Origin of the sequence: Kaistia hirudinis (genome assembly GCF_014196455.1) — a bacterium.
GTDB classification, from domain to species: Bacteria; Pseudomonadota; Alphaproteobacteria; order Rhizobiales; family Kaistiaceae; genus Kaistia; species Kaistia hirudinis.
Window position 1 is genome coordinate 265,136 of sequence record NZ_JACIDS010000003.1, and the last position, 25,066, is coordinate 290,201.

A 25,066-nucleotide genomic window follows, 5' to 3' on the forward strand; every position below is an offset into this window, starting at 1 on the left:
GCTCGCATGGAGGAACGCATGGACGCGGACCAGATCATCGATCGCCGCCGGCTCAAACGGAAGCTCGTGTTCTGGCGCGTGCTCGGCCTGCTCGCGCTGGTCGCGGCCATCGTCGTCGGCGGCATCCTCGCGATCGGTCCGGACCGGATCGGCGAGCGCGCCAATGCGCATATCGCCCGCATCTCCATCGGCGGCTTCATCTCGGACGATCGCGCCGAACTCGAACTGCTCGATCGCCTCGGCAAGTCGGATGCGGTCAAGGCGGTGCTCGTGTCGATCGATTCGCCCGGCGGCGCGACGGTCGGCGGCGAGGCGCTCTATGACGGGTTGCGGGCCCTGTCGGCCAGGAAGCCGACGGTCACCTCGATCAAGACGGTCGGCGCCTCGGCAGCCTATATGGCGGCGATCGCGACGGATCACGTCGTGGCCTACAAGACCTCGATCACCGGATCGATCGGCGTGCTGTTCCAGTCGCCCGAGGTTTCCGAAGCCATGGCGAAGCTCGGCATCAAGCTGACCGAAGTTAAATCCTCGCCGTTGAAGGCCGCGCCCTCGCCCTTCGAGCCGGCGACGCCCGAAGCGCTCGCCGTCATCCAGTCGCTTGTCGGCGACAGCTACAACTGGTTCGTCGACATCGTCGCCGAACGGCGCAAGCTGGACCGTCCGACGGCGCTCCGCCTCTCCGATGGCCGTGTCTATTCCGGCAGCCAGGCGCTGGCCGCAGGCCTGATCGACGCCGTCGGCGGCGAGGAAGTCGCGCTCGCATGGCTGGCGAGCGAGAAAAATATTGATCCGCAGTTGCGCGTGATCGAGTGGAAGAAAGATGACGCGAGCTCGGGCTTCTCCTTCGCGGAAGCCGCACTTTTCCTGCTGATCCGGCAGGTTGGGCTCGATCCGTCCGGCGGCGAGGCTTCCGCGATCGGTCGCCTTCTGCCGCAGCGTCTCGGCCTTGACGGTCTTCAATCGGTTTGGCAGGCTCCGACCGCTCTGAATGACGCCGGGGGGACTGCGCGATGATCAAGTCGGAACTCGTGCAGAGGATCGCGGAGCAGAATCCGCATCTGTATCAGCGCGATGTCGAGCACATCGTGAACTCGATCCTCGAGGAGATCGTCGAGGCGCTGGCCCGGGGCGATCGGGTCGAGCTGCGCGGCTTCGGCGCCTTCTCGGTCAAGAACCGCCCGGCGCGCCAGGGGCGCAACCCGCGGACGGGCACGAAGGTTGACGTGACCGAGAAGTTCGTCCCCTTCTTCAAGACCGGCAAGGAGATGCGCGAGCGCCTCAACGCGGATTGATCCGCCGGGGAGCAGAGCAGGCACGATGAAGAAACTTCTGGCAGCGCTGATCCTCGTCCCGCTCGCGATCATCGTGGTGGCCCTGTCCGTGGCCAATCGGCATGCGGTCGTCCTGTCGCTGGATCCGTTCAATGGCGAGGCGCCGGCGGTTGCCGTGGCGGTTCCGCTGTTCGTCGTCCTCTTCGCCGCGCTCGCTATCGGCGTGCTGCTCGGCGGCATCGGTGTCTGGCTCGGCCAGGGACGCTGGCGTCGTCAGGCGCGCGCGCTGAAGCGCGAGGCGACGACAGTTCGCCGGGAGAACGAGGCGTTCAAGGCCGCGCGCACCAGCCCGGCCACGGCGCTCGCCGTGTCGCGGCGCGACGCGGCCTGAGACCGGTCACACCGCGGCCGGGCCGTCACGCTGTCGTTGGCGCGTCTTCCCCCAGCGGCCGCGGGAACGGGCGGAAGGTGATGGCGATCAGGAAGGCCGCGAGGCCGAGCCCGAACGAGGTGATGTAGAGCCCGCCATAGCTGCCGGTCGCATCGAAGATCCAGCCGCCGAGGACCGGGCCGAGCGCCATGCCGAGTCCGCCGGCCATGCCGGTGCCGCCCATCACCGTTCCCATGATCCGCATCGGGAAATTCTCCCGGATCAGGACCGCATAGAGCGGCATCACGCCGGCATAGATGAAGCCGAACAGGGCGGCGACCGCGTAAAACTGGCCGAGCTCGCGGGCGAAATAATAGCCGAGCGCGCCGAAGGCCTGTGCGAGCAGACCGGCGACCAGCACATGCTTCGCGCCGAAGCGATCGCCCATCAGGCCGAAGCCGAGCCGGCCCGCCATGCCCGCGATCCCCTCGACCGAATAGATCGAGACCGCTGCCAGCGCGGAGATCCCGCAGATCTCGGCATAGGAGACGGTGTGGAAGATCGGGCCGGAATGGGTGGCGCAGCAGAAGAAATTGGTCAGGACGAGGATCAGGAACGGCGCCGAGGTCACGGCGTCGCGCACGCTCATGCCGGCCGGCGGCCCTGCGTCGTTGGCAAGGCCGGGCGCCGTCTCGACCGCCGGCGGCCGGCGCAACAGGGCTGCGGCCGGGATCGTCACCAGCACCACGATCACGGCCAGGATGGAGAACACATCGCGCCAGTCATGCCCGCCGACCAGCCAGGCCGCGAGCGGCGACATGGTGACGGGGGCGAGGCCCATGCCGGCCGAGACGAGCGAGACGGCGAGGCTGCGCTGCGTCGTAAACCAGCCGGTGACGGTCGCCATCATCGGCGCGAAGAACGCGGCGACCGCGCCGCCGACCATGACGCCGAAGAACAGCTGAAACAGGAACAGCGACGGCGCGCGGCCGGCGAGCCACAGGCTGAAGGCGAACAGCGCCGCACCGGACATCACCACCGGGCGGGCGCCGAAGCGGTCCGAGAGGGCGCCCCAGCCCATCGAGGTTGCCGCCATGGCGAGGAAGCCGATCGTCATCGCGCCGGAGATGCCGGTTCGCGACCAGGCGGTGGCTTCGACCATCGGCGTCAGCAGCACGGGCAGCGAGAACATCGCGCCCATCGCCACGCAGCCCATGATGCCGCCCGCCGCAACGATCACCCAGCGATAGGCCGGATCCGCCATCCTGTCCTCCCCGCGCGTATCTCCGGAACGCGGCTGCGCGTCCAAATTTGTCCTCACGAGAATAGTTTGATATCAATCAATTATGGATGACACAAGTCCACCCGCCATTCCGACCCACGGAGACGCCCCGGCGGCGCCCCTGCCGGTCGCCACGGTGCTCGAAATCCGCGATCGCTGCCTGTGTCTCGCCGCGCAGCGGGCGGCGCGGCGCCTTGCGCGCCGGTTCGACCGGCTGTTCGCGCCACTCGGCCTGACCAATGGGCAGTTCTCGCTGCTGGTCGCGCTGTCGGGCGGCTGGAAGCCCCGGCTCGGCGAACTCGCCGACTTCCTCGCCATGGATCCGACCACCGTGACGGCGTCGGTGAAGACGCTCCGGCGCGGCGGCTTTGTCGAACTGATGAGTGATACGGAGGATGCGCGGGTGCGCCGGCCGAAGCTCACCGATGCCGGCCGGGCGATCCTTCAGGAAGCGGTGCCGATGTGGCGCGCCGAACACGCCCGCGTCGACGCCGAACTCGACGCCGAACTCGGGGCCGAGGCGGCGCGGGATGCAGCCCGCCTGCTGCGCGCGCTCGCCTGACGGTCTGCAGGGCGCGGCCGTTGGACTTCCCGGCTCTTTCGTGGCAAAGGGTGGCCATGCTCAGGATGCGGAAGCCATGTCCGTGATCGTCAAAATCTGCGGCCTCTCGACGGAGGACACGCTCGACGCCGCGCTCGATGCCGGCGCCGACATGGTCGCCTTCAATTTCTTCCCGAAGAGCCCCCGCTTCGTGACGCCCGCGCGCGCCGCGGCGCTCGCCGGCCGCGTGCGGGGCCGGGCCGAGATCGTCGCGCTCACGGTCGATTTGGACGAGGCCGCGCTTGCTGAGATCGTCGAAACAGTGCGGCCCGACTGGCTGCAACTGCATGGCAGGGAGACGCCCGAGGCCGTCGCCGCGGTCCAGGACTGCTTCGGCCTCGGCGTGCTGAAGGCGCTCGGCATCTCCGACGCCGCCGATGTCGCGGCCGTGGCGGCTTTTGCCGGCGTCGCCGACCGCCTGCTGCTCGACGCCAAGGCGCCCAAGGGTGCGGCGCTGCCGGGCGGCAACGGCCTTTCCTTCGATTGGTCGCTGCTCGATGGTCTCGACGCGGACCTGCCCTATATGCTTGCCGGCGGGCTCGATCCCTCCAATGTCGGGATTGCGCTTGCTGAGACCCGCGCCATCGGCGTGGATGCCTCGTCCGGCGTCGAGAGCGCGCCGGGGGTCAAGGATCCCGAGCGCATCCGCGCCTTCATCGCCGCCGCCCGCGGCTCCGTTTCGCTGGAAAGAGCCGGCCAGCCGGCCTGAGGATTCGCCCGTGACCGCACCGACCCTGCCCAATTCCTTCGCCACCGGTCCCGACGATCGCGGCTTCTTCGGCATCTATGGCGGGCGCTTCGTCGCCGAGACGCTGATGCCGCTGATCCTGGAGCTCGAAGCCGCCTATCGCGCGGCCAAGGAAGATCCGGCGTTCCAGGCCGAACTCTCGGCGCTGTCGAACCATTATGCCGGCCGGCCGTCCAAGCTCTATTTCGCGGAAGGGCTGACGCGCCATCTCGGTGGCGCGCGCATCTTCTTCAAGCGCGAGGACCTCAATCACACCGGCAGCCACAAGATCAACAACTGCCTCGGCCAGATCCTCCTGGCGCGGCGCATGGGCAAGACGCGCATCATCGCGGAGACTGGCGCCGGCCAGCACGGCGTCGCCTCGGCGACGGTTTCGGCGCGCTTCGGCTTCCCCTGCGTCGTCTATATGGGTGCGACCGACGTCGAGCGGCAGGCGCCGAACGTCTTCCGCATGAAGCTGCTCGGCGCGACGGTCAACCCCGTCACCGCCGGCAATGGCACGCTCAAGGACGCCATGAACGAGGCGCTCCGCGACTGGGTGACCAATGTCGAGGACACCTATTACCTGATCGGCACCGCGGCCGGCCCGCATCCCTATCCCGAGCTCGTGCGCGACTTCCAGTCGGTGATCGGCCGCGAGGCCCGCGCGCAGATGCTGGAGCAGGAGGGGCGCCTGCCCGATCTCGTCATCGCGGCCGTGGGCGGCGGGTCCAACGCGATCGGCATGTTCCATCCCTTCCTGGACGACAAGGACGTCGCGATCATCGGCGTCGAGGCCGGCGGCCATGGCCTCGCGATCGACAATGGCCATGCGGCATCGATGAATGGCGGCCGTCCAGGCGTGCTGCACGGCAACCGCACCTATCTGCTGCAGGATGACGACGGCCAGATCCTCGAAGGTCATTCGGTCTCGGCCGGCCTCGATTATCCGGGCGTCGGACCGGAGCATTCCTGGCTGCGCGACACCGGCCGCGTCGCCTATGTGCCGATCGTTGACGATGAGGCGCTCGAGGCGTTCCAGCTCTGCACGCGCACGGAAGGCATCATCCCCGCGCTCGAATCCGCCCACGCCATCGCCGAGGCGATGAAGCGCGCGCCCGGCATGTCCAAGGACGACATCATCCTCGTCAACCTCTCCGGCCGCGGCGACAAGGACGTCCACACCGTCGGCAAGATGCTGGGGATGGACATTTGAATCGGCGAATGGGCCGTCTCTTCACCTCTCCCAAAGGGAGAGGTCGGACCGCAGGTCCGGGTGAGGGGTTACGGCCCTTTCCGGAGAATTCCCTAACCCCTCACCCGCCGGCTTCGCCGTCGACCTCTCCCTTTGGGAGAGGTGAAGCGTGGCCGAGGTCGAGAAGATTGGCGATCGCCTCGAGGACACCTTCGAGGTTCTCGTACACGTCGTTATTGGTGACGCGCAGTATCTCGAAACCATGTGCGTTCAGGATCTCGGTTCGTTGGGCGTCGTGCCTCAGCTCTGAATCCGTCGAATGTGTCGCGCCATCGACTTCAACGATCAGTTTGCCGTCCAACGTCACGAAGTCGACAACATATCGGCCGATCGGATGCTGCCGCCGGAATTTCCAGCGGGCCAGTCTTCGATCGCGCAGCCGATACCACAACCTCGCTTCGGCATCGGTCTGTGTGGCTCTCAATGCCCGCGAACGTTTCTTGAACCGGTCCATCGCCTCTCCCCGTCTTGACGCCATCCTCCATCGAGCCTAGGCCGAACGCCATGACCGAAACCCGCATCGACCGCCGTTTTGCCGCTCTCAAGGCCGAGGGACGGCCGGCGCTCGTCACCTTCATGACCGCCGGCGATCCGGATCCGGCGACGACGCTGGCGCTGCTGAAGGCCCTTCCGGCTGCCGGCGCCGATGTCATCGAGCTCGGCATGCCGTTCTCGGATCCGATGGCCGACGGCCCGGCGATCCAGGCGGCGGGCCTGCGCGCGCTCAAGGGCGGTCAGACCATGGCGAAGACGCTCGATCTCGTCCGCGCCTTCCGCAAGGAAGACGACGCCACGCCGATCGTGCTGATGGGCTATTACAATCCGATCTATGTGCGCGGCTCGGAGGCCTTCGTCGCCGAGGCCAAGGCCGCCGGCGTCGACGGGCTGATCATCGTCGACCTGCCGCCGGAAGCCGATGACGAGCTCTGCATCCCTGCGCTCGCAGCCGGGCTGAATTTCATCCGTCTCGCGACGCCGACGACCGACGACAAGCGCCTGCCGACGGTGCTCTCGAACACGTCCGGCTTCGTCTATTATGTTTCGATCAACGGCATCACCGGATCGGCGGCGCCGGATGCCTCGCGCGTCGCGGAGTCGGTTGCGCGGATAAAGCGCCATACCCATCTGCCGGTATCGGTCGGCTTCGGCGTGAAGTCCGCCGAGCAGGCCGCTGCGATCGGCGCCCATGCCGACGGCGTCGTCGTCGGCTCGGCGATCGTCTCGGCGATCGCCGCTTCGCTCGATGAGCAAGGCCACGCGACCGGCAAGACGGTGCCGGCGGTCGTCGACCTCGTGACGGCGCTTTCGGCCGGCGTGCGTTCGGCGCGGCGCCCGGTGGCGGCCTGACAACAGGATATACGATGAGCTGGATCAACGACGTCGTCCGCCCGAAGATCAAGAGCCTCCTCAACAAGCGTGAGGTTCCGGAGAATCTCTGGGTCAAATGCCCGGAGACGGGCGAGATGGTGTTCCATCGCGACCTCGAGGCGAACCATTATGTGATCCCGAACTCGGGCTATCACATGCGCATGAGCGCGCCGAAGCGGCTCGCCTATTTCTTCGACGAGGGCCGCTACGAGACCGTTGCCGTACCCGAGGTGCCGGTCGACCCGCTGAAGTTCCGCGACGAGCGGCGCTATACCGACCGCCTCAAGGACGCCCGCACCAAGACGGGTCTCCAGGATGCGGTCGTCGTCGGCGCCGGCTTCGTCGAGGGCGTGCCGCTGGTCGCGGCCGTCCAGGATTTCGATTTCATGGGCGGTTCGCTCGGCATGGCGGCCGGCGAGGCGGTCATTTCCGGCATGGAGGCGGCGCTGCAGCGCCAGCAGCCCTTCGTGATGTTCGCCGCGTCCGGCGGCGCCCGCATGCAGGAAGGCATCCTGTCGCTGATGCAGTTGCCGCGCACGACGGCGGCGGTGATCGCGCTGCGCGAGGCGCGGCTGCCCTATATCGTCGTGCTGACCAACCCGACCACGGGCGGCGTGACCGCGTCCTATGCGATGCTGGGCGACATCCATATCGCCGAGCCCGGTGCGCTCATCGGCTTTGCCGGTCCGCGCGTCATCGAGCAGACGATCCGCGAGAAACTGCCGCCGGGCTTCCAGCGCTCCGAATACCTCTACGACCACGGCATGGTCGACATGGTCGTGCACCGGCATGAGCTGAGGCCCACCATCGCGCGGCTCTGCGGCCTGCTCGGTCCGAAGGCGGCGCCGGTACAGGCCATCACGGCCCAGCGCCATGACGGCGTCGCGCTGGCGTCGTAGTCGCCTGCCAGCCTGCCGTCCGGGCGGCCCGCCGCCCGCATCTCCCAGCATCCATCGGGGCGGCCCGCCGAGGCCTGCCCGCGGGGTCCGTTTCCATGATCCAGAGCAGCGTCATCCTGGAGCGGCTGTTCAAGCTCCATCCCAAGGAAATCGACCTGTCGCTCGACCGGTTGACGCCGCTGCTCGAAAAGCTCGGTCATCCGGAGGAGCGGCTCGGTCCGGTCTTCCATATCGCCGGGACCAATGGCAAGGGCTCGGTCACGGCGTTCCTGCGCGCCATGCTGGAAGCGACCGGCCGCACCGTCCATGTCTACACCTCGCCGCATCTCGTCTCCTTCCATGAGCGCATCCGTCTCGGTGCGCCCGGCGGCGGCCGTCTCGTCGACGAGGATCGGCTGGTCGCGACGCTGACCGAGATCGAGGCGATCAATGACGGCGCCCCGATCACCCATTTCGAGATCACCACGGCTGCTGCGCTGAAGCTCTTCGCCGAGCAGCCGGCCGACGTCACGCTGCTCGAGGTCGGGCTCGGCGGTCGCTTCGACGCGACCAATGTGATCCGGGCGCCGGAGGTGGCGATCATCACCTCGATCTCGCTCGACCACGAGAAATTCCTCGGCTCGACGCTCGAAGGGATCGCGCGCGAGAAGGCGGGCATCATCAAGCGCGGCCGGCCGGTGGTCGTGTCGCCGCAGCGCAACGAAGTGCTGGACGTGATCGAGGACCGCGCCGCGCGGCTCGGCGCGCCGCTCTATCTCGGCAGCCGCGACTGGCTGTCCCATGCCGAGCGCGGCCGTCTCGTCTTTCAGGATGAGGACGGATTGCTCGACCTGCCGGCGCCGCGCCTGCCTGGCCGCCATCAGTTCGTGAATGCGGGCGCCGCCATTGCCGCGCTCCGCCGCTCCTCGCTCGAAGTTCCGGCGGGCGCGATCGAGGCCGGCCTGCTCTCGGTCGAGTGGCCCGCCCGCATGCAGCGCCTGTCGAGCGGACGGATCGTGGACCTCGCGCCTGCGGGTTCGGAGATCTGGCTCGATGGCGGCCACAATCCGGGCGCCGGCGCGGTGATATCGGAAGCGGTGGCCGATCTCGAGGAGCGCGTGCCGCGGCCGCTCTACATGATCGCCGGCATGCTGCTGACCAAGGATCCCGTCGGCTTCTTCCAGCCCTTCGCCGGGCTGGCGCGGCATGTCTTCACCGTGCCGATCGAGAGTTCGGATGCCGGCCGCTCGCCGGCCGAGCTGGCGGCGGCGGCGGAAGCCGCCGGGCTGGAAGCGGAACCGGTCGCCAATGTTCCCGCGGCGCTCGACAAGCTGAAGCGCATGCTGCCGCCGGGTACCGTGCCGCGTATCCTGATCTGCGGTTCGCTCTATCTGGCGGGCACGGTCCTCGCCGAGAACGGTACGCCGCCGCGCTGACGGCTCTATCTCTTTGTTTGGTCGCGATTTCTTCACGCGAACCGGAAGCCACTTCGCTCGAAAACGCTCCAAAACGAAAACGGGGCCCGAAGGCCCCGCGCATTCTCGTCGGTTCGAAGGGCTCAGATCGCGCCCTTGATCCAGTCCGCGAGACGGTTCTTCGGAGCGGCGCCGACCTGGATGGCCGCGGGCTCGCCGTCCTTGAACAGGATCAGCGTCGGGATCGAGCGCACGCCATAGCGCACGGCGATGTTCGGGTTCTCGTCGACATTCAGCTTGGCGATGGTGACCTTGCCGCCCATCTCCTGTTGGATCTCTTCCAGCGCCGGAGCGATCATGCGGCACGGACCGCACCACTCGGCCCAGAAGTCGACGACGACGGGACCCGAGGCGCCGAGGACCTCCTGGTCGAATGAACTGTCGGTTACTTTGGCGGTAGCCATGAGGGCCTCACAGGAAGCTCGAGGGAAGTTGCCCCGAACGTAGGTATCGGGTCCGAGTCGGTCAAGCGCTGGTAGGTCACGCTCCGGTGATGCGCGACATGCATGCGTCCAGCGCGGCCGGCGCGATGTTCACGAGCTCGGCCGCATCGGTGAAGAGCAGCGCCGCCTCGACGCTCCGTCCGGGATAGAGCCGCTGCAGCAAGGCGCGATAAAGCGCCATCTGTCGCAGATGAGTCGGCGCCAGACCTTCGACCCCGGCCTTCGGCGCGCGGCCGGTCTTGAAGTCGACGATCAGCACCCGGTCCGCCAGCACGGAGAGCCGGTCGATGCGCCCGGAGATTTCGGCCGGGCCCGCCGCGGTGTCGATCACGCCGGCGATCGGAACCTCGGCGCGGCTTCCGGCAGCGAAGACTGGCGCGAAGATGCTGTCGTCCAGAATGGCGACGAGCGCGCGGATCAGCGCGGAACGCTCGGCTTCGTCCCAGTCCGTCACCGCTGCCAGATAGGCGGCAGCAACCTCGGCGCGCTCGGCCGGCCGGTGCTCGGGCAAGGCCTGGAGCAGGCGGTGAACCGCGCTTCCCCGCTCGATTGCCTTGCGCCTAATTTCGCGCGGAATCGCAGCGTTTGCGGGCCGTTCCTCGGGTTCGGCCTCGCCGAAGCCGGCGGCCGAGGAGGGGGCTAGCCGCAGGCGCTGCGGGCTCGCCGGCGGCGCATGACGGGTCCATTCGGGCACCGGTGCGACCGAGACGGCCGCTGCTGTTGCTTCTACCGGCGGAGCCGGCACGCTGGTCCAGTCGCTACGCCATTCGAGTGCGGCGAAATGGTCGGCGCCGAGATCGATCTCGACCGGCCGCGCCTCGTCTTCGAGGGCCTGCTGCACGAGATCCTGCCACAGCGCCTCTGTGCCGCCGCCGGCCTTGGCTGTGCCGCAGATGATCAGCCGGTCGCGCGCCCGCGTCAGGGCCACATAGAGCAGGCGGCGATACTCTTCCCGCGCCTTTTCGCGAATATCTTCAAGGGCTTGTTCGACGGCACCCGGCCGTGGTGCGCCCGGTGCGATCCAGACCAGCGGCGCGGCGGGGGCTCCTTCGCCGCCGGCGAGCGCGACGATCTTGGGGTCATGGCTTGGATGGACGGGCTTCGAACCGGTGTCGACCAGGAAAACGACATCGGCTTCGAGGCCCTTGGCGCCATGCACGGTCATGACGCGGATCTCGTCGCGGGCGAGGTCGGCGTCGCGCTTGATCTCAGTCGCCGCCTCGCGCATCCAGGCGGTGAAGCCCTGCAGCGTCGGCACCTCGGCCTGTTCATGCGCCAGCGCCTGCGCCAGGAATTCCTGCAGCACGTCGTCAGCCTCGGGACCGAGCCGAGCGAGAAACGCCTTCCGCCCGCCATCCGGACCGAGGATTTTCGCAAAGAAATCAAAGGGTCGCATGCGGTCGGCCCGCGCACGCCAGTCCGCGAGCCGCTCGGCGACGGCGCGGACGCCGGGCTCTTCCGATTGCTGGACCGCGCGATAAAGCGTGCCCCGGCGATCATGGGCGAGGGCGAAGAGCTGGTCCTCGGAAACGCCGAGAAGCGGGCTTTTCAGGAGGGCGGCGAGGGTCAGATCGTCGTCAGGCTGCAACACGAAATCGGCGGCGGCCAGGAGATCGAGCACGGCGATATGCGATCCAAGGGCGAGTCGGTCGGCGCCGGCGACGGGGAGGCCGGCGGCTTTCAGGGCTCGATTGATGGCGTCGGTCTGGGCACCGCGCTTGCGGGTCAGGACGAGGATGCCGCCGGGGCGGATCGGCTTGCCGGTCGCGTCGATCCGTTCGCCCGCGAGCAGCCATTGGCGAATCGTGGCGGCGATCCGGGCGGCGAGGCGCACTTCCGGACTCTCCGTGTCGAGCCGGTCCAGCGGCTGGTGCCACTCTTCCGGCTCGTCCCGCTTCTCGGCAATGATCGGCGGCCAGACCGTCACCCGCCCGCCTTCGTTCCGCCGCGCTGCCTGGTGAGTGGTCGCCTGCGGCGTGCCGGTGAGGCCCTTATGGGCATGCGGGGCGGCGAAGACGCGGTCGACGGCGGCCAGCACGTCGGCGGTCGAGCGGAAGGAGAGGTTGAGTTCGAGCGATTCGAACGGGCGGCGGGCATCGCGGGCGCGGCGGGAGAATTCCTCCCGCTGGCGCGAGAAGAAGGCGGGCACCGCGCCCTGGAAGGAATAGATCGACTGCTTCTCATCGCCGACCGCGAACAGGGTGCGGCGGCGCGGGCCGGCCCCTTCGCCGGAGAAGAATTCGGAGACGAGCTCGGCGATCACCTGCCACTGGCGCGGGCTGGTGTCCTGCGCCTCGTCGACGAGGACATGGTCGAGGCCGCGGTCGAGCTTGTAGTGGATCCACGCGCTCGCGCCCGAGCGGGTCAGCAGCTCGGCGGTGCGCACGATCAGGTCCTCGAAGTCGAGCGCGCCGCGCCGCTGCTTGGCCCGTTCATAGCGCCGGATGACGGAAAGGCCGAGCGTCACCAGCGCGGCGGTCGATTGCGCCGCCTCGGCCCCGGCGATCTTGTCCAGCAAGGCCTCGACCCGTCCGCGCTCGGCGAGGAGCAGCTCTTCGAGCCCGGGCCAGGCCGTGAACACGGCCTTGGGCGCGAGGCTCGACAATTCACGCATCTTCTTGCGCGCGGCCGTCATCAGGAAATCGAGCCAGGCTTCCGCACGATCGCCTGGCTCCGCCGCACCGGCGACCGCGCCGAGCGGCACGGCGAGGCCGCGATGCTTGGCGCCGCTCGTGCCGAGCAGCTCCGCGAGGCGGCGGATCTCGTCACGCCCGAGCGGGAGGCCCGCGGCGATCTCGCCCCTCAGCGAGTCCGCGGTCTCGCCCGCCTCAACGCCGAGCTTCTTGCGCAGGGAAGCGATCGCCGCCTCCTCCGACCCGGCCCCATCGAGGAAGCCGACGAGGGCGTCGCGCTTGGCGATCACGGCGGCGAGCGCCTCTTCGATGCCGAGATCGCTCGACGCCTCCAGCACGCGCGCGAAGGCGCGGCCGAGCGGCGTATCTGGACCCGCCGACGCCTCCTCGATCACGGCACGCTTGGCGCTGTCGATCAGGATCGCCGTCGCCCGCTCGTCCAGCACCTCGAAGGACGCCGCGACCCCGGCCTCAAGCGGGAACTGATGCAGCAGCCGCTCGCAAAAAGCGTGGATGGTCTGGATCTTGAGCCCGCCCGGCGTCTCCAGCGCCTCGGCGAACAGCCGCCGTGCCCGGATCCGCTCGGCGCCGTCGGTGAAGCCCTGATAGTCCGAGAGTTCCTTGTCGAGTGCTTCGTCGTCCAGCCGGGTCCAGCCGGCGAGGATGCCGAAGACGCGGCTCGCCATTTCGGCCGCCGCCGCCTTGGTGAAGGTCAGGCAGAGGATCGCGCCGGGATCGGCGCCGGAGAGCAGCAGCCGCACGACGCGCCGCGCCAGCACATAGGTCTTGCCCGAACCGGCATTGGCGGAGACCCAGGCCGAGACGCCGGGATCGGTCGCCAATTGCTGCACGCGCTTCGTCTCGGCGTCGACGGCGATCATGCCTCGCCCTCCTCGCCCTCGCCGAGCGCCCATTCGCGCACTCGTGCGAGATGGTCATAGGGGCTCTCGAAGCGGGTCTCGAACATCGGCCGGGCGCGCGAAATATAGCCGCGCTCGGGATCGCGATAGGCCGCGATCAGGTCGGCCAGCCGCGCAGCGGCCTCGGCGCCGAGCTCGTCGGGCGTGAGGTCCCGCACGGCCGTGCGGAAGGGTTCGCCCCGGCCGACCTGGCCGAGCCCGATCCAGCCGAGCAGCGCGACCGAGGCGCCGGCCGGCAAGCCGGTGAACGCGCCAGCCCGCGCCATGGCGACTTCGAGCGCCAATTGCGGTGCGAGACCGGTCGAAAGCTGCTTGGCGGTCGGCGGCGAGCCTGTCTTGAAATCGAGGATCTCGAGGCTGCCATCGTCGCGGACATCGATCCGGTCGGCGCGGCCGATCAGGCGGAAGCCGTCCGGCATGGTCCAGCTGCCCTCGATCTCGGCATGGCGCGCCGCGATTTCCGTCCGCCGGGCTTCCCAGGCGATGAACCAGTCGGCGATGGCGACGAAGCGCGGCCACCAGAGCGCATGAATGGCCGGAAAGGGCTCGACCAGCGCCAGCGCTTTCCGTCCGGATTCGAGCAGCGCCGTGCGGGCTCGTTCGTCGAACGGTCCGGCCCATGCGGCGGAGAAGGTGCCGAGCGCCTCGTGGATCAGCGTGCCGCGCATCGCCGGGTCCGGCGCGACGACGATCGGGTCGAGCTGACGGAGGCGCAGCACGCGGCGGGCATAGATCGCGTAGGGATCGCGCACCAGCGTCTCGATGTCGGTGACCGAGAGCTGGCGCGGCCGCGCGGCGAGCGGCGGCTTCGGGTTCGGCCGGGCGCTGGCACGCGCTACCGGCGCGGCATCGAGCCCGCGCGCACAGTCGAGATAGCGCCGGCCCCGTTCTTCGAGTGCCGCCATCCGCGCCGGCCCGAGGCGCGCGCCGAGCCGCTGCATCCAGCGCGCCGCGACGGTCGGTGCGCCGCCGCGCCGTTCGGATCGCGTCACCACGACATCGGGATTGGCGAGCGCCGCCGCGAAATCATGCGCGGAGAGGCCGAGACGGCGTTCCGGCGCTTCCAGCCCGAAGGCGAGCCGCATGGACCGCGACAGCCACGGGTCGGTGCGCGCCTCGCTCGGCCAGACGCCTTCGTCGAGCCCGGCCAGCACCATGCGGTCGACGCTCTGCAGGCGCGCTTCCAGCGTCCCCCAGATGAAGACGCGCCCATCGGCGACCGGCGGCCCGGGGACGGTCACCGCGCCCATGGCGGCGTCGAGCAATCCCGGGAACTCCCCGGCGGTAAGCACCAGGTCCTCGGCCGCGTCGCCGCCGAGCCCATCCAGCAGCGTCGCGAGCGCCGTGCCGGCGGGACCAGCGGTCGCCGCCTCGCCGCCCGCCACCAGGAGCGCGTCGCCGAGCGCCGCCGCCATGGCGCTCAGGGGAATTGGTTCGCGGCTGCGGTTCAGCGCGACCGGCGGCGCCAGGGCCGCGGCGAAGCCGGCAAGCAGCGCTTCGGCGCTCGGGCGCTCTTCCGCGTCGAGCGCGGCGCCCGCGAGCGCGTCCTTGAGGCCGGCGAGGCCGCCCGGCAGCAGGCGGCCGCGGAACAGGCGGAGGTCCAGCAGCTCCGCGGCGCGGCGGCAGGCGGCGCGCTCCATGCCGAAGGTCGCGAGCGGATGCTTGGCGAGCGCGATGAGGTCGAGCGGCGCGCCGTCGGAGGCGGCGGCGGCGAGCAGGAGGCGGGCCAGCACGCCGGGCGGCGCCGTGGCGAGCGGCCGGCCGGCCGAATCATCGACGGCAATGCCGAAGCGGCCGAGCTCGATGGCGACGCGGCCGGCAATGCGCCGGTCGGGCGTGACCAAGGCGGCGGTACGGCCCGGCGTCTCGATCGTCTCGCGCAGCGCCAGCGCGATGGCGAGTGCCTCTTCCTGCTCGCTCTTGGCGACGACGAGCGCCAGGCTCTCTGTGGCCTCGCTTGGCGCGGGCGGCGTCTCGGCCCAGATTTCGGTCGTCGAAGCCGGTCGGAACGCATCCGAGACGAGCCGGCGGCGCGCTGCGATCGGGACCGGCAGCGTCCCGAGCTGTTCGACTTCGTCGCGCGCGACCTCGATCGCCGTCAGCAATTGCCGGAGGCCATATTGCGGATGCGCCGGCGCGGCCTCCGCCTCGCCCGGACCACCGATGGCCTGCCAGCCGGCCGCATCGAGGCCTTCGTCGAGATCGGGCAGGATGACGGCGCCGCGCGGCAGCCTTGCGATGGTCGCGAGCAGGTGTGCCGTCGCCGGGATCGAGCCGGTCGAGCCGGCGGCGAGCACGATGCGGTCTCCGGCCGTGGCCGCCAGCCGGGCGGCCTCGGCGCGGATCAGCCGGTCGCGGCGGACGGACGGGTCGGTCCGCCCCGCCGCGGCCAGATGCGCCGGCCAGGCCTCGGAGACGATCTTCAGGAAATCGAGCGAAACCTGCCAGTAGCGGGCGAGGTTGTCGGGTACGAGCGTGTTCAGGCCCTGCCAGTCGAGGCCGGCCGTCTCGACCTCGTCGATGAGGCGGGCGAGCTCGCCGGCAAGATGAAAGGCATCGGCGGCGGAGGCGGGAACGGGGGAGGGCGCGCCGTCGGGCAAAGCGAGCAGCTGGCGATGGATCAGGCTCGACCAGGCCGCCGTCAGCCGCGTCAGATGCAGCTGCCGTTCGAGCGGCGAGATCGCCGCCGGCAGGAGGACCCGCTCGCCCGGCGTCTCGAACGGGGCGAGCAGCAGGTCGGCCTCGTCGACATCGCCGATCGGCCGGATCGCCGGCAGGATCGCCGCTCCCGTACCGAGGCGGGCGAGGATCGCCGCATGCAGCGCGCGGGCGGCGCGGCGCGTCGGCAGGAAGATGGTGACGTCGCCGAGCGCCAGCGGATCATCGCCGATCGTGCCGAAGCGGCCCCCGAGCAGCGCATCGGCCAGGGTGGGCAGGAAGGCGAGGCCCGCTTGGATCGAGAAGAGGCGGGGGGCCGCGCGCGCCATCCGCCTCAGGCAGCGCTTTCCTGGACGCGGATCTCGGCCTCGCGGATCGCCTCGGGCGTTCCGACATGCAGCCAGATTCCGTCCATGCGCACGCCGAAGAGCCGCCCGGCCTCGATCGCGCGATCGAACAGCGGGTTCAGCGAGAAGGATCCCTCCGGGGCACCGTCGAAGAGGCGCGGCGAGAGGATCGCGGCGCCTGAATAGACGAAGGGCGCAATGGTGCGCTCGGGCCGGCGCGTCAGGCGGCCATCCTTGTCCATGACGAAATCGCCGGGTCCCGGATAGCCGATCGACGAGACGGTCGGCGCCAGCATCAGCAGCGCATCCATCCGCTCATCGTCCCAGGCGGCGGCGAGCCAGTCGAGATTGGGCCGCGGCCCCTCGATCCAGAAACTGTCCGAATTCATCAGGTAGAAGGCGTCATTGCCGAGCAGGGGCAGCGCCTTCTTGACGCCGCCGCCGGTCTCCAGCAGCTGGCCGCGCTCGTCCGAGACGATGATCTGCGGCGGCGGACGACGGCGCTTCACATGCGATTCGAGCAGCTGCGCCAGATAATGGACATTGACCACGACGGTCTCGACGCCCGCCTCGGCGAGGCGGTCGAGCGCGTGGTCGAGCAGGGGACGGCCGGCCACTTCGATCAGCGGCTTCGGCACGGTCGCCGTGACCGGGCGCATGCGCTTGCCGATGCCGGCGGCGAGGATCATGGCCCGCTTGGGTCCGGCGGGCTTGCGGAAGGGGATGGGCGTACTCATCGAACGCTCTTCTTCTTCTTCGTCTCAAGGGCTCCCGGATGGAGCCGCAGCTTCGTCATAGGGCACATGCGATTCATACCAGAGCGCGAGGTCCGACAGAACCGCGTGCTCGAAATTGCGCCGAAGATAGCCCCATACACGGGGAATGTGACGGAGATATTGGGGCTTGCCGAAGGAGGCAAGGCGGGCGAAGCCGCCGAGCACCTTGGTCGCGCGCTGCGCGCCGGAAATCGCATAGGCCGCGGCGAAGGCCTCCGCATCGAATGGGCCGAGCGCCTGGCGGCGGGCGATATAGCGCGCCTTCAGCGCACTCTCGAAGCCGGGCGCGATGTCGATGCGCACGTCCTGGCCGAGCGAGGCGACGTCGTAGGCCGAGGCGCCGATCATCGCGTCCTGATGATCGAGGATACCGATCCGCGCCGTGCCCTGCCGGTGCGGCAGATAGATGAGATTGGGCGAATGATAGTCGCGCAGCAGCCAGCTCTTCTCGGCCTTGTCGAAGCGGGCGAAGAGTGAGCGCCAGATCGCGGCGAAGGCGGCCTCGGCGTCGGCCGCAAGCGTGACGCCGACAAGCGGCGCGTACCAGCGCGGCAGCAGATCGACCTCGATCGCGAAGGCGGCCGCGTCGAAGGGCGGCACGCGATAGGTGCCGCCATCCGGCAGTGGCAGGGCGCTCGGCCGACGCGTGGCATGCAGTTCGGCCAGCACCTCGGCCGCCAGCGCATAGCGCTCGAAATCCGGTTCGCCATGGCGGATGATGCCCTCGCTGCCGAGATCTTCGAGCAGCAGCAGCCCGTCCTCGATGTCGGTGGCGAGGAGCGCGGGGGCGGAGAAGCCGGCGGCGCGGATCGCGAGGTCCATGGCGACGAAGGGAACGACATCGGTCGCGCGATGGGCGACCTCGTCATAGGTGCCGCCGCCGGGCAAGGGCGGTCCGGGCTGGCGCGCCGGCGCATTCATCAGCACGGCGCTCGATCCGTGTCCGCCGGCGTCCTCGCTCAGCGTTACGCGCTCATAGGCCCGCGTCGAGGCATCGCCCTGGAGATGCCGCCGCGTGGCGCCCGGCCAGGCCGATCGGTCGAGGAAGGCGCGGATGGCGAGCGTGCGGGCGATGCGGCCCGCCCAGGCATCGGGCATGGTGAGGATCGCGCGCCGGCCATGGCCCTCATCGTCGAGACGGATCGCGAGCGCGTCACCCTGAATGAAATCGCCGCCGCGTTCCGGCCACTCGACCAGCGCCGCGCCGCTCAAAAGCGCCTCGTCGAGGCCGAGCTCCAGCAATTCCGACGGATCGCCGAGGCGGTAGAGGTCGAGATGGGCGATGGCGAGGCGCAGCGGATAGGACTGCACCAGCGTGAAGGTCGGGCTCGGCACCTCCAGCGCGTCATCGTCGGCGATCGCGCGGATCAGCGCCCGGGCGAGGGTCGACTTGCCGGCACCGAGGCCGCCTTCGAGCAGGACGAGATCGCCAGCCTTCAGGATCGCGGCGATATCCTCGCCGAGCCGGCGCGTCGCCGCCTCGTCGGGCAGCAGCAGCGAGACCGTCGCCGCGCTCATTCCGCCGCTTCGGCCATCGCGCTCGGGCGGATCGGCAGGCGCACCGTCACGGTCGTGCCGCGGCCCTCCTCCGAGGCGATCGCGACCTTGCCGCCATGCAGTTCGACGAAGCTGCGCACGATGGCGAGGCCGAGCCCGGCGCCGCCGCGCGCCGCGCCCGAGGCGCGGCTCTCGAAGCGGTCGAAGACCTGGCTGATGAACTCGGCCGAAATGCCGGGGCCCTCGTCCGCCACGGCGAACTCGACGAATTCGCCCGCCCGCTTCGCGGTGAGGCTGACGCGGCTGCCGGCCGGCGAGAAGCCGACGGCGTTGGAGAGGAGATTGTAGAGGATCTGGCGGATGCGCTTCTCGTCGCCGACGAAGCTGCCGATATCCGGCGCGATCGTCGTTTCCAGGCGGATGCGCGATTCGGCGAGGCGGTCGCGCACGCCCTCGCTCGCCGCCGCGACGGTCGCCGCTACGTCGACATCGGCCAGCTCCAGCGTGATGATGCCGGCGTCGACCGTGGCGAGGTCGAGGATGTCGTTCACGATGGCGAGCAGCGTGTTGCTGGAGGAGAGGATGTAGCCGGTATAGTCGCGCTGCTTGTCGTTCAGCGGCCCGATCGTCACATCCGAGAGCAGCTGCGCGAAGCCGATGATGTTGGTCAGCGGCGAGCGGAGTTCATAGGAGACGTGCTGGATGAAGGCGTTCTTGAGCCCGTCCGCGGCTTCCAGCGCCTCGTTGCGCTCGCCCAGCGCGCGGGCGACGCGGACCGAATCCGACACGTCGACAAAGGTGACCATGGTCTGCCCGTTCGGCAGCGGAATGGTCGAATAATCGATGACGCGGCCATCGCGCCGCTCCATGCGTCCGCTCTTCGGCGCACGCCGCTCGCCGAGGCCGATGACGGCGCCCGAAAGTGCGGCCCATTCCTCCGCCTTGTCGTGCAGGCGGCGGCAGGCGCGCACGATCTCGCCGACATGCGGCCGTCCGGCGAGAAGATCGCGGTCGATCTGCCAGATCTCGGCGAAGGCGGGATTGTCGAGCCGCAGCCGCCCGTCCGAGCCGAACACGGCGACGCCCTCGGCGAGATGATCGAGCGTCTCGCCCTGCACCTGGATCAGCGCGTTATAGCGGCTCTCGAGATCGAGCCGTTCGGTCACGTTCTCGTAGATCCACGTCATGCCGCCCTGGGGGTGCGGATTGGCGATGACGCGCAGCGTCTGCCCGTCGGGCAGGTGCCACCAATATTCGCGCGAATCGAGCGACTGATAGGCGGCGAGAACCTCGTTGCGCCAGCTCTTGAAGTCGGCCTGCTCGGGGATCCGCCGCGCCGCGCGCATGGCGTCCAGCACGGCGCTCTCGCTCGGCATGCCGGCGAGGAACGCCTCGTCGAGGCCGAACAGCGCGCGGAAGGCGGCATTGTAGGAGCGCAGCCGCCGATCCGGTCCGAAGATCGCGACGGCGGTGGCGAGCTGGTCGAGCGTGCGCGCATGGAACTCGATCATGCGGCGCATCTGGGTCTGCAGCGTATCGAGCTCGCTGATATCGGCGGCGATGCCGGCGCTGCCCGCCTCGGAGACCACATCGATCACGTCGAACATGCGCCGCTCGCCGGCAACGACGATCGGCAGGCGGCCGGAGAAATAGGGCGCCGCCGCATGGGCGCGGATGACCGTCTGGCGGCCGGGCGTGTCGATCAGCTCGACACCGCGCGCCACCGCATCCTCGGGGCTCGCCGCCTCGGCCGCGCGCGCAAAGGCCTCGTTCACCCATTCGAGCCGGCCGTCGCGGCCGCGGATCCAGGCGGGCATGGCCGACGCCTCGAAGAGCGCGCGCATCGCGGCGATCTCCTGGACGACGCGGCGATGCCGCCCCTCAAGCTCGGCGAGCGCCAGGCGGTCGCCGGAGAGATCGCGGAACCGCGCCACCGCCCGTCCGGCCGCAGTGCGCCCGCTCGCCTCGATCAGGCGGCCGGCCTGCGTCTCGAGGGCGAGCACGAAGGATTCGCCGCTGCGGCGCAGCCGCTCGATCGCCGCCTCGAGCCGGGACGCGGCGCCGGGCGTCAGCCAGGTGCCGAAGGCGAGGAAATGCGAGCGTTCGTCCGGCGCACCGCTGAGGGCCGGCAGGCGGCCCATCACCAGCGGCGTCTCGCCGGCGCCGCTCCAGGCGACGAGGCGCTGGTCGTCCACGTCGACGAGTGCCTCGGCGCGGTCGGCCGCAGCGCGCAGATCCGCGAGGCGCAGCCGCAGCGCGGCATTCTCGCGCTCGGCGCGGCGGCGTCCGCGCAGCAGCACGGCGACGGAAAGGACGGAGAAGAGGATGACACCGACGCTGGCCGACAGGGCGACGACGCCGGCCGGTCCGGGCAGCGCGGCGAATTCTACCGGCAGCGGGCCCGCGAACGCCGGATGTCGAGCGGAGAGGAGAACCGGAGCGGCGACGGCGGTGGCGCAAAGCGCCGCCCGAATCCCTCTCGATTTCCTGCGATGCCAAGGCATGCGACAGGCCCTTCCGCCCTTTGGAACATTGAGATCAACCCGCCTCCGACGCCGACGAGCTACTATGGCAACGCGCGAATCACCCTAATGTAGCGGTTTGGGGAATCCCCTGAAAAGTCGATCCTGGGGAGAAACGGCCCGACCGCCCGCTGATCGCCCGCCGAACGATTGTCGGCCCTGCATGGTTAATCAGTCGTTAAGCAAGAATAACTATATATAGTATGTGTATAAGTATCGGGCCACGATCGGTTGATTTCGGTCGCGCCCTGCTCTTTCTTCATGCCACAGCTGCGCTCTGGTGTCGCGTGCGATGTCGCAGGCGAGGGCGGAACGCCCTGTCGCGGGGGCCCGAGGCAGGCCCCGAAATGCAATACGCCGCGCCTTGCGGCGCGGCGTATCGATGATGTCACCGACCGTGTGTCAGGCGGTCATGCCGGGCGCGGCGTTCACCACCTCGTCGTCGACATGGGTCGAGAACTTCTCGAAGTTCTTGAGGAACATGCCGACGAGGCGGGCGGCCTGCGCGTCGTAGCCGGCCTTGTCCTGCCAGGTCTTGCGCGGATGCAGCAGGTGCGGCTCGACGCCGACGACGTCGGTCGGCACCTGGAAGCCGAAGGTCCGGTCCAGATAGAAGCGACCCTGGTCGAGCGAGCCGGTGAGGGCCGCCGTGAGCAGCGTGCGCGTCGCCTTGATCGGCATGCGGCGGCCGACGCCATAGGCCCCGCCCGTCCAGCCGGTGTTGACCAGCCAGCAGGAAACGCCGTGCTCGGCGATGAGCGTGCGCAGCAGATTGCCGTATTCGGCCGGGTGGCGCGGCATGAAGGGCGCGCCGAAGCAGGTCGAGAACGTCGCTTGCGGCTCCTTCACGCCCTTCTCGGTACCCGCGACCTTCGCCGTATAGCCGGAGAGGAAGTGGTACATGGCCTGCGCCGGCGTCAGCTTGGCGATCGGCGGCATCACGCCGAAGGCGTCGGCGGTCAGCATGATGATCGCCTTGGGATGACCGCCGCGGCCCGTGTCGCTCGCATTCGGGATGAAGTCGAGCGGGTAGGCGGCGCGGGTGTTCTCCGTCTTCGAATCATCGTCGAAATCGGGGATGCGCGTCACCGGATCGAGAACGACGTTCTCGATCACCGTGCCGAAGCGTTTCGTCGTCGCGAAGATCTCCGGCTCGGCCTCGGCGGAGAGGCGGATCGTCTTGGCGTAGCAGCCACCCTCGAAGTTGAAGATGCCATGCGGGCCCCAGCCATGCTCGTCGTCGCCGATAAGCGTGCGGGCCGGATCGGCCGAGAGCGTCGTCTTGCCGGTGCCGGACAGGCCGAAGAAGACGGCGGTGTCGCCCTCGGGGCCGATATTGGCCGAGCAGTGCATCGGCATCACGCCCTTCGCGGGGAGCGTGAAGTTCAGATAGGTGAAGACGGCCTTCTTCATCTCGCCCGCATAGGACGTGCCGGCGATCAGCACGATGCCGCGGGAGAAATCGCAGGCGATCATCGTCTCCGTCCGCGCGCCATGCCGCTCGGTGCTGGCGCGGAAGCTCGGCAGATCGAGGATCGTGAGCTTCGGCACGAAGGTCTTGAGCGCCGCGACGTCCGGGCGGATCAGCAGGTTGCGGATGAACAGCGAATGCCAGGCCTTCTCGGTGAAGACGCGGACATTGACGCGCTCCGCCGGATCGGCGCCGCCATAGAGGTCCTGCGCGAACAATTCGCGATTGGCGGCATGCGCCACCATGTCGGCATAGAGCGTGTCGAAATGCGCCTGCGAGAGCGGCTTGTTGTTGTCCCACCAGACCGAGTTCTCGGTCAGCGCGTCGCGCACGATGAACTTGTCCTGCGGCGAGCGGCCGGTATGGACGCCGGTCTCGACGCTCAGCGCGCCGTCGGCGGTCAAGAGGCCCTCGCCGCGGCGCAGGGCCTGCTCATAGAGCTCTGGCGCGCCATAGTTCCAATAGAGACCGGCAAGCCACTTCAGGCCGAAGCTGTCGGCGCCGAAGGAAGGATTGAAAATGCCGTTCTCGGTCACAGTGGATCTCCTCGATAAGGACGCCGCGCTGCGGGTCCTCGCTACAATTGCAGTCGATAAGGAAGATCGCCGGGCCAGATGGGTCAGGCCCGCTCGAGCCGACGTTTCGTCACGCCGGCGCAGGACCCTAGGGTTCCCGCTGTTTTTTTCGCAAGCAGAAGGATCGGCTTACGCTGCGCTGCAGTAGATAAAATCGATTTAGGATGGTGCGACGAAGCAACGCGGTTAATGCTTGGAATTCTTAGGTTTCCGAATAAAAGCAAGGGGATGTTGATCCGGCTCCGAATATTGCGGAGCCGGTTCGAGGCCATTTTTGCGGGCCTTCAAGGGCGCTGGCGCGCCTCCTTGGCGAAACTCTTCAGATAGCCCCCGGCTTCGGCCACCGTGGCCGCCCGCTCGGGGAAGCCGAGCCGCGCCCGGCCGGCGGCGGAGGCGAGATCGATCCCCTCCGGATCGCAGCCGGTCATGCGCCAGTTCGAATGCGGCAGGCCGAGCAGCTTCTGCGCATAGAGCGCGATGGCGTCGGAATGGTCGTCGTTCATATGCTCGACGACCATGACCTCCCCGGCGCGAAGATCATCGCACCCCCCGAGGTCGGTGAGGAGATCGGCGGGAGCGACCGGAACGATGCGGCCGAAGCCGGCGACCAGATGCGACGCTTCGATCTCGAAGACGTAGATGTGGAAATCCGCGAAGCTCGATGCGCCGTCGCCATGCATCTGCCGGTAGCGCCAGGCCGCATGCGTATCGGTGCTCTGCGCGAGCCGGCCGGTCACGGTCAGCCGCGCGCCGGCCAGCGGGTTGCCGCCCTCGCCGCCGGGGGCGACGAAGAGCAGCGAGGCGCGCGGGTCGCGCTTCAGGTTCTTCGAATGGACCGCGAGATCGGAAAGCGACAGCACCGGGCGCCCGTCCGGCAGCGTCGCGAAGGTGACGAGCGAGACGAAGGGTCCGCCCGTCTCGTCCAGCGTGCCGAAGCTGGCCGCGCCGGCGCTGCGGATGATGCTGCGGGCAGTGGCGACGGGGTCGAACGGGGTCTCTGCGCTCATGTCCGATCGGGCCTTTCTGGTCGTTCGATCGCTTAAAGATGAGTACGATAATCATGATTTTGCGGGGCCGGTCCAGCGGCCAGTTGGCGTCGGCGGTGGATATCCTGTAGGTTGGACGCCATATTTTCCGCGTATTCCTGCGACCTTAACGCGGTTGCCGGCTCGACCGGTCGGGAATGTCCGATCGGAAGGGAAAAGGACAGTACAAGCGGACAAACCGTCCTGGAGATGTCACTTCATGCCGACGATTGCCCTCGTCGATGACGATCGCAACATTCTCGCCTCCGTTTCCATTGCGTTGGAATCGGAAGGCTATCGGGTCCAGACCTATACCGACGGCGCTTCGGCGCTGGACGGTTTCCAGCAGACCTTGCCCGATCTCGCGATCCTCGACATCAAGATGCCGCGCATGGACGGGATGGAGCTGCTGCGCCGCCTGCGCCAGCGCACCGACCTGCCGGTCATCTTCCTGACCTCCAAGGATGACGAGATCGACGAGCTGTTCGGGCTCAAGATGGGTGCGGACGACTTCATCAAGAAGCCGTTCTCGCAGCGTCTTCTGGTTGAGCGCGTCAAGGCCGTGCTGCGTCGCTTCCAGCCGCGCGATGCGGCGCCGACGCCCGGCAAGGTGCCGGATGCGGCCAAGAATCTCGATCGCGGCGCGCTGTCGATGGACCAGGAGCGGCACACCTGCACCTGGAACGGCCAGCCGGTGACGCTGACCGTGACCGAATTCCTGATTCTCTATGCGCTCGCCCAGCGTCCCGGCGTCGTGAAGAGCCGCAATGCGCTGATGGATGCGGCCTATGACGACCAGGTCTATGTCGACGACCGCACCATCGACAGCCACATCAAGCGGCTGCGCAAGAAGTTCAAGGCGGTCGACGACGATTTCGACATGATCGAAACGCTCTACGGCGTCGGCTATCGCTTCAAGGAAGCCTGAGGCAAGGAAACCTGAGGATTGCGATCCGCCACCGGGTGGGA

20 protein-coding genes are annotated in these 25,066 nt (G+C 68.8%); 10 read left to right on the forward strand and 10 right to left on the reverse strand.

The features are described from left to right. Positions 1-18: 18 nt before the first annotated feature. Genes sppA through GGR25_RS11315 form a run of 3 tightly spaced genes read left to right on the forward strand, consistent with a single transcriptional unit; the run spans position 19 to position 1,665 of the window. Positions 19-1,017: a signal peptide peptidase SppA gene (gene sppA, locus GGR25_RS11305; protein ID WP_183398896.1), complete on the forward strand. Its 999-nt coding sequence runs from the start codon at positions 19-21 to the stop codon at positions 1,015-1,017. Further along, a complete protein-coding gene (gene ihfB / locus GGR25_RS11310) occupies positions 1,014-1,295 on the forward strand; it encodes an integration host factor subunit beta (RefSeq protein WP_183398897.1) in 282 nt (93 codons plus the stop codon). The genes sppA and ihfB overlap by 4 nt, the downstream gene beginning before the upstream one ends. Positions 1,296-1,320: 25 nt before the next feature. Continuing rightward, positions 1,321-1,665, forward strand: coding sequence for a LapA family protein (locus tag GGR25_RS11315; protein ID WP_183398898.1), 345 nt, complete (start codon positions 1,321-1,323; stop codon positions 1,663-1,665). 25 nt (positions 1,666-1,690) lie between these two features. Here GGR25_RS11315 and GGR25_RS11320 read toward each other — a convergent pair whose 3' ends face one another. Beyond that, a complete protein-coding gene (locus GGR25_RS11320; protein WP_183398899.1) occupies positions 1,691-2,908 on the reverse strand; it encodes an MFS transporter in 1,218 nt (405 codons plus the stop codon). 82 nt (positions 2,909-2,990) lie between these two features. Between GGR25_RS11320 and GGR25_RS11325 the strand changes: the two genes are divergently transcribed. From GGR25_RS11325 to trpB, 3 genes are all read left to right on the forward strand, one after another. Next, positions 2,991-3,488: a MarR family winged helix-turn-helix transcriptional regulator gene (locus GGR25_RS11325; RefSeq protein ID WP_183398900.1), complete on the forward strand. Its 498-nt coding sequence runs from the start codon at positions 2,991-2,993 to the stop codon at positions 3,486-3,488. 76 nt (positions 3,489-3,564) lie between these two features. After that, the gene (locus GGR25_RS11330) at positions 3,565-4,236 is read left to right on the forward strand and encodes a phosphoribosylanthranilate isomerase (RefSeq protein ID WP_183398901.1); all 672 of its coding nucleotides are present in this window, start codon (positions 3,565-3,567) and stop codon (positions 4,234-4,236) included. Between the two features lie 10 nt (positions 4,237-4,246). After that, positions 4,247-5,470, forward strand: a complete 1,224-nt coding sequence (trpB, locus tag GGR25_RS11335; protein ID WP_343068032.1) for a tryptophan synthase subunit beta — start codon at positions 4,247-4,249, stop codon at positions 5,468-5,470. Positions 5,471-5,570: 100 nt separating this feature from the next. Here the strand turns inward: trpB and GGR25_RS11340 are convergent, their stop codons facing one another. Next, positions 5,571-5,963: an endonuclease domain-containing protein gene (locus GGR25_RS11340; RefSeq protein ID WP_183398903.1), complete on the reverse strand. Its 393-nt coding sequence runs from the start codon at positions 5,961-5,963 to the stop codon at positions 5,571-5,573. A gap of 50 nt (positions 5,964-6,013) precedes the next feature. Here GGR25_RS11340 and trpA point away from each other — a divergent pair, with 50 nt between their 5' ends. The 3 genes from trpA to GGR25_RS11355 all read left to right on the forward strand — a co-directional run bounded on the left by trpA (position 6,014) and on the right by GGR25_RS11355 (position 9,191). Further along, positions 6,014-6,856: a tryptophan synthase subunit alpha gene (gene trpA / locus GGR25_RS11345; RefSeq protein ID WP_183398904.1), complete on the forward strand. Its 843-nt coding sequence runs from the start codon at positions 6,014-6,016 to the stop codon at positions 6,854-6,856. A gap of 14 nt (positions 6,857-6,870) precedes the next feature. Next, positions 6,871-7,776, forward strand: coding sequence for an acetyl-CoA carboxylase, carboxyltransferase subunit beta (accD, locus tag GGR25_RS11350; protein ID WP_183398905.1), 906 nt, complete (start codon positions 6,871-6,873; stop codon positions 7,774-7,776). Positions 7,777-7,871: 95 nt separating this feature from the next. Continuing rightward, on the forward strand, positions 7,872-9,191 hold the full coding sequence (locus tag GGR25_RS11355) for a bifunctional folylpolyglutamate synthase/dihydrofolate synthase (protein WP_183398906.1): 1,320 nt from the start codon (positions 7,872-7,874) through the stop codon (positions 9,189-9,191). Positions 9,192-9,313: 122 nt separating this feature from the next. Here GGR25_RS11355 and trxA read toward each other — a convergent pair whose 3' ends face one another. The 8 genes from trxA to GGR25_RS11395 all read right to left on the reverse strand — a co-directional run bounded on the left by trxA (position 9,314) and on the right by GGR25_RS11395 (position 24,079). Then, complete coding sequence (gene trxA / locus GGR25_RS11360; RefSeq protein WP_183398907.1) at positions 9,314-9,634, reverse strand: thioredoxin; 321 nt, start codon at positions 9,632-9,634, stop codon at positions 9,314-9,316. A 76-nt stretch (positions 9,635-9,710) separates the two neighbouring features. Beyond that, positions 9,711-13,187, reverse strand: a complete 3,477-nt coding sequence (addA, locus tag GGR25_RS11365; protein WP_183398908.1) for a double-strand break repair helicase AddA — start codon at positions 13,185-13,187, stop codon at positions 9,711-9,713. After that, complete coding sequence (gene addB, locus GGR25_RS11370; RefSeq protein WP_183398909.1) at positions 13,184-16,213, reverse strand: double-strand break repair protein AddB; 3,030 nt, start codon at positions 16,211-16,213, stop codon at positions 13,184-13,186. Before addB ends, addA begins: the two co-directional genes overlap by 4 nt. Before the next feature lie 5 nt (positions 16,214-16,218). Further along, the gene (locus GGR25_RS11375) at positions 16,219-16,968 is read right to left on the reverse strand and encodes a nucleotidyltransferase family protein (protein ID WP_183398910.1); all 750 of its coding nucleotides are present in this window, start codon (positions 16,966-16,968) and stop codon (positions 16,219-16,221) included. A gap of 24 nt (positions 16,969-16,992) precedes the next feature. After that, the gene (gene tsaE, locus GGR25_RS11380) at positions 16,993-18,525 is read right to left on the reverse strand and encodes a tRNA (adenosine(37)-N6)-threonylcarbamoyltransferase complex ATPase subunit type 1 TsaE (protein WP_183398911.1); all 1,533 of its coding nucleotides are present in this window, start codon (positions 18,523-18,525) and stop codon (positions 16,993-16,995) included. Continuing rightward, positions 18,522-21,008 (reverse strand): sensor histidine kinase, encoded by a 2,487-nt coding sequence (locus GGR25_RS11385; protein ID WP_183398912.1) that lies wholly within the window; start codon positions 21,006-21,008, stop codon positions 18,522-18,524. Before GGR25_RS11385 ends, tsaE begins: the two co-directional genes overlap by 4 nt. A gap of 420 nt (positions 21,009-21,428) precedes the next feature. Next, positions 21,429-23,033 carry a phosphoenolpyruvate carboxykinase gene (locus GGR25_RS11390; RefSeq protein WP_183398913.1) on the reverse strand — a complete coding sequence of 535 codons (1,605 nt, stop codon included), beginning with the start codon at positions 23,031-23,033 and terminating at the stop codon, positions 21,429-21,431. 323 nt (positions 23,034-23,356) lie between these two features. Then, on the reverse strand, positions 23,357-24,079 hold the full coding sequence (locus GGR25_RS11395) for a HugZ family pyridoxamine 5'-phosphate oxidase (protein ID WP_183398914.1): 723 nt from the start codon (positions 24,077-24,079) through the stop codon (positions 23,357-23,359). A 238-nt stretch (positions 24,080-24,317) separates the two neighbouring features. Here GGR25_RS11395 and GGR25_RS11400 point away from each other — a divergent pair, with 238 nt between their 5' ends. After that, positions 24,318-25,025 (forward strand): response regulator transcription factor, encoded by a 708-nt coding sequence (locus GGR25_RS11400; RefSeq protein ID WP_183398915.1) that lies wholly within the window; start codon positions 24,318-24,320, stop codon positions 25,023-25,025. Positions 25,026-25,066 lie beyond the last annotated feature (41 nt).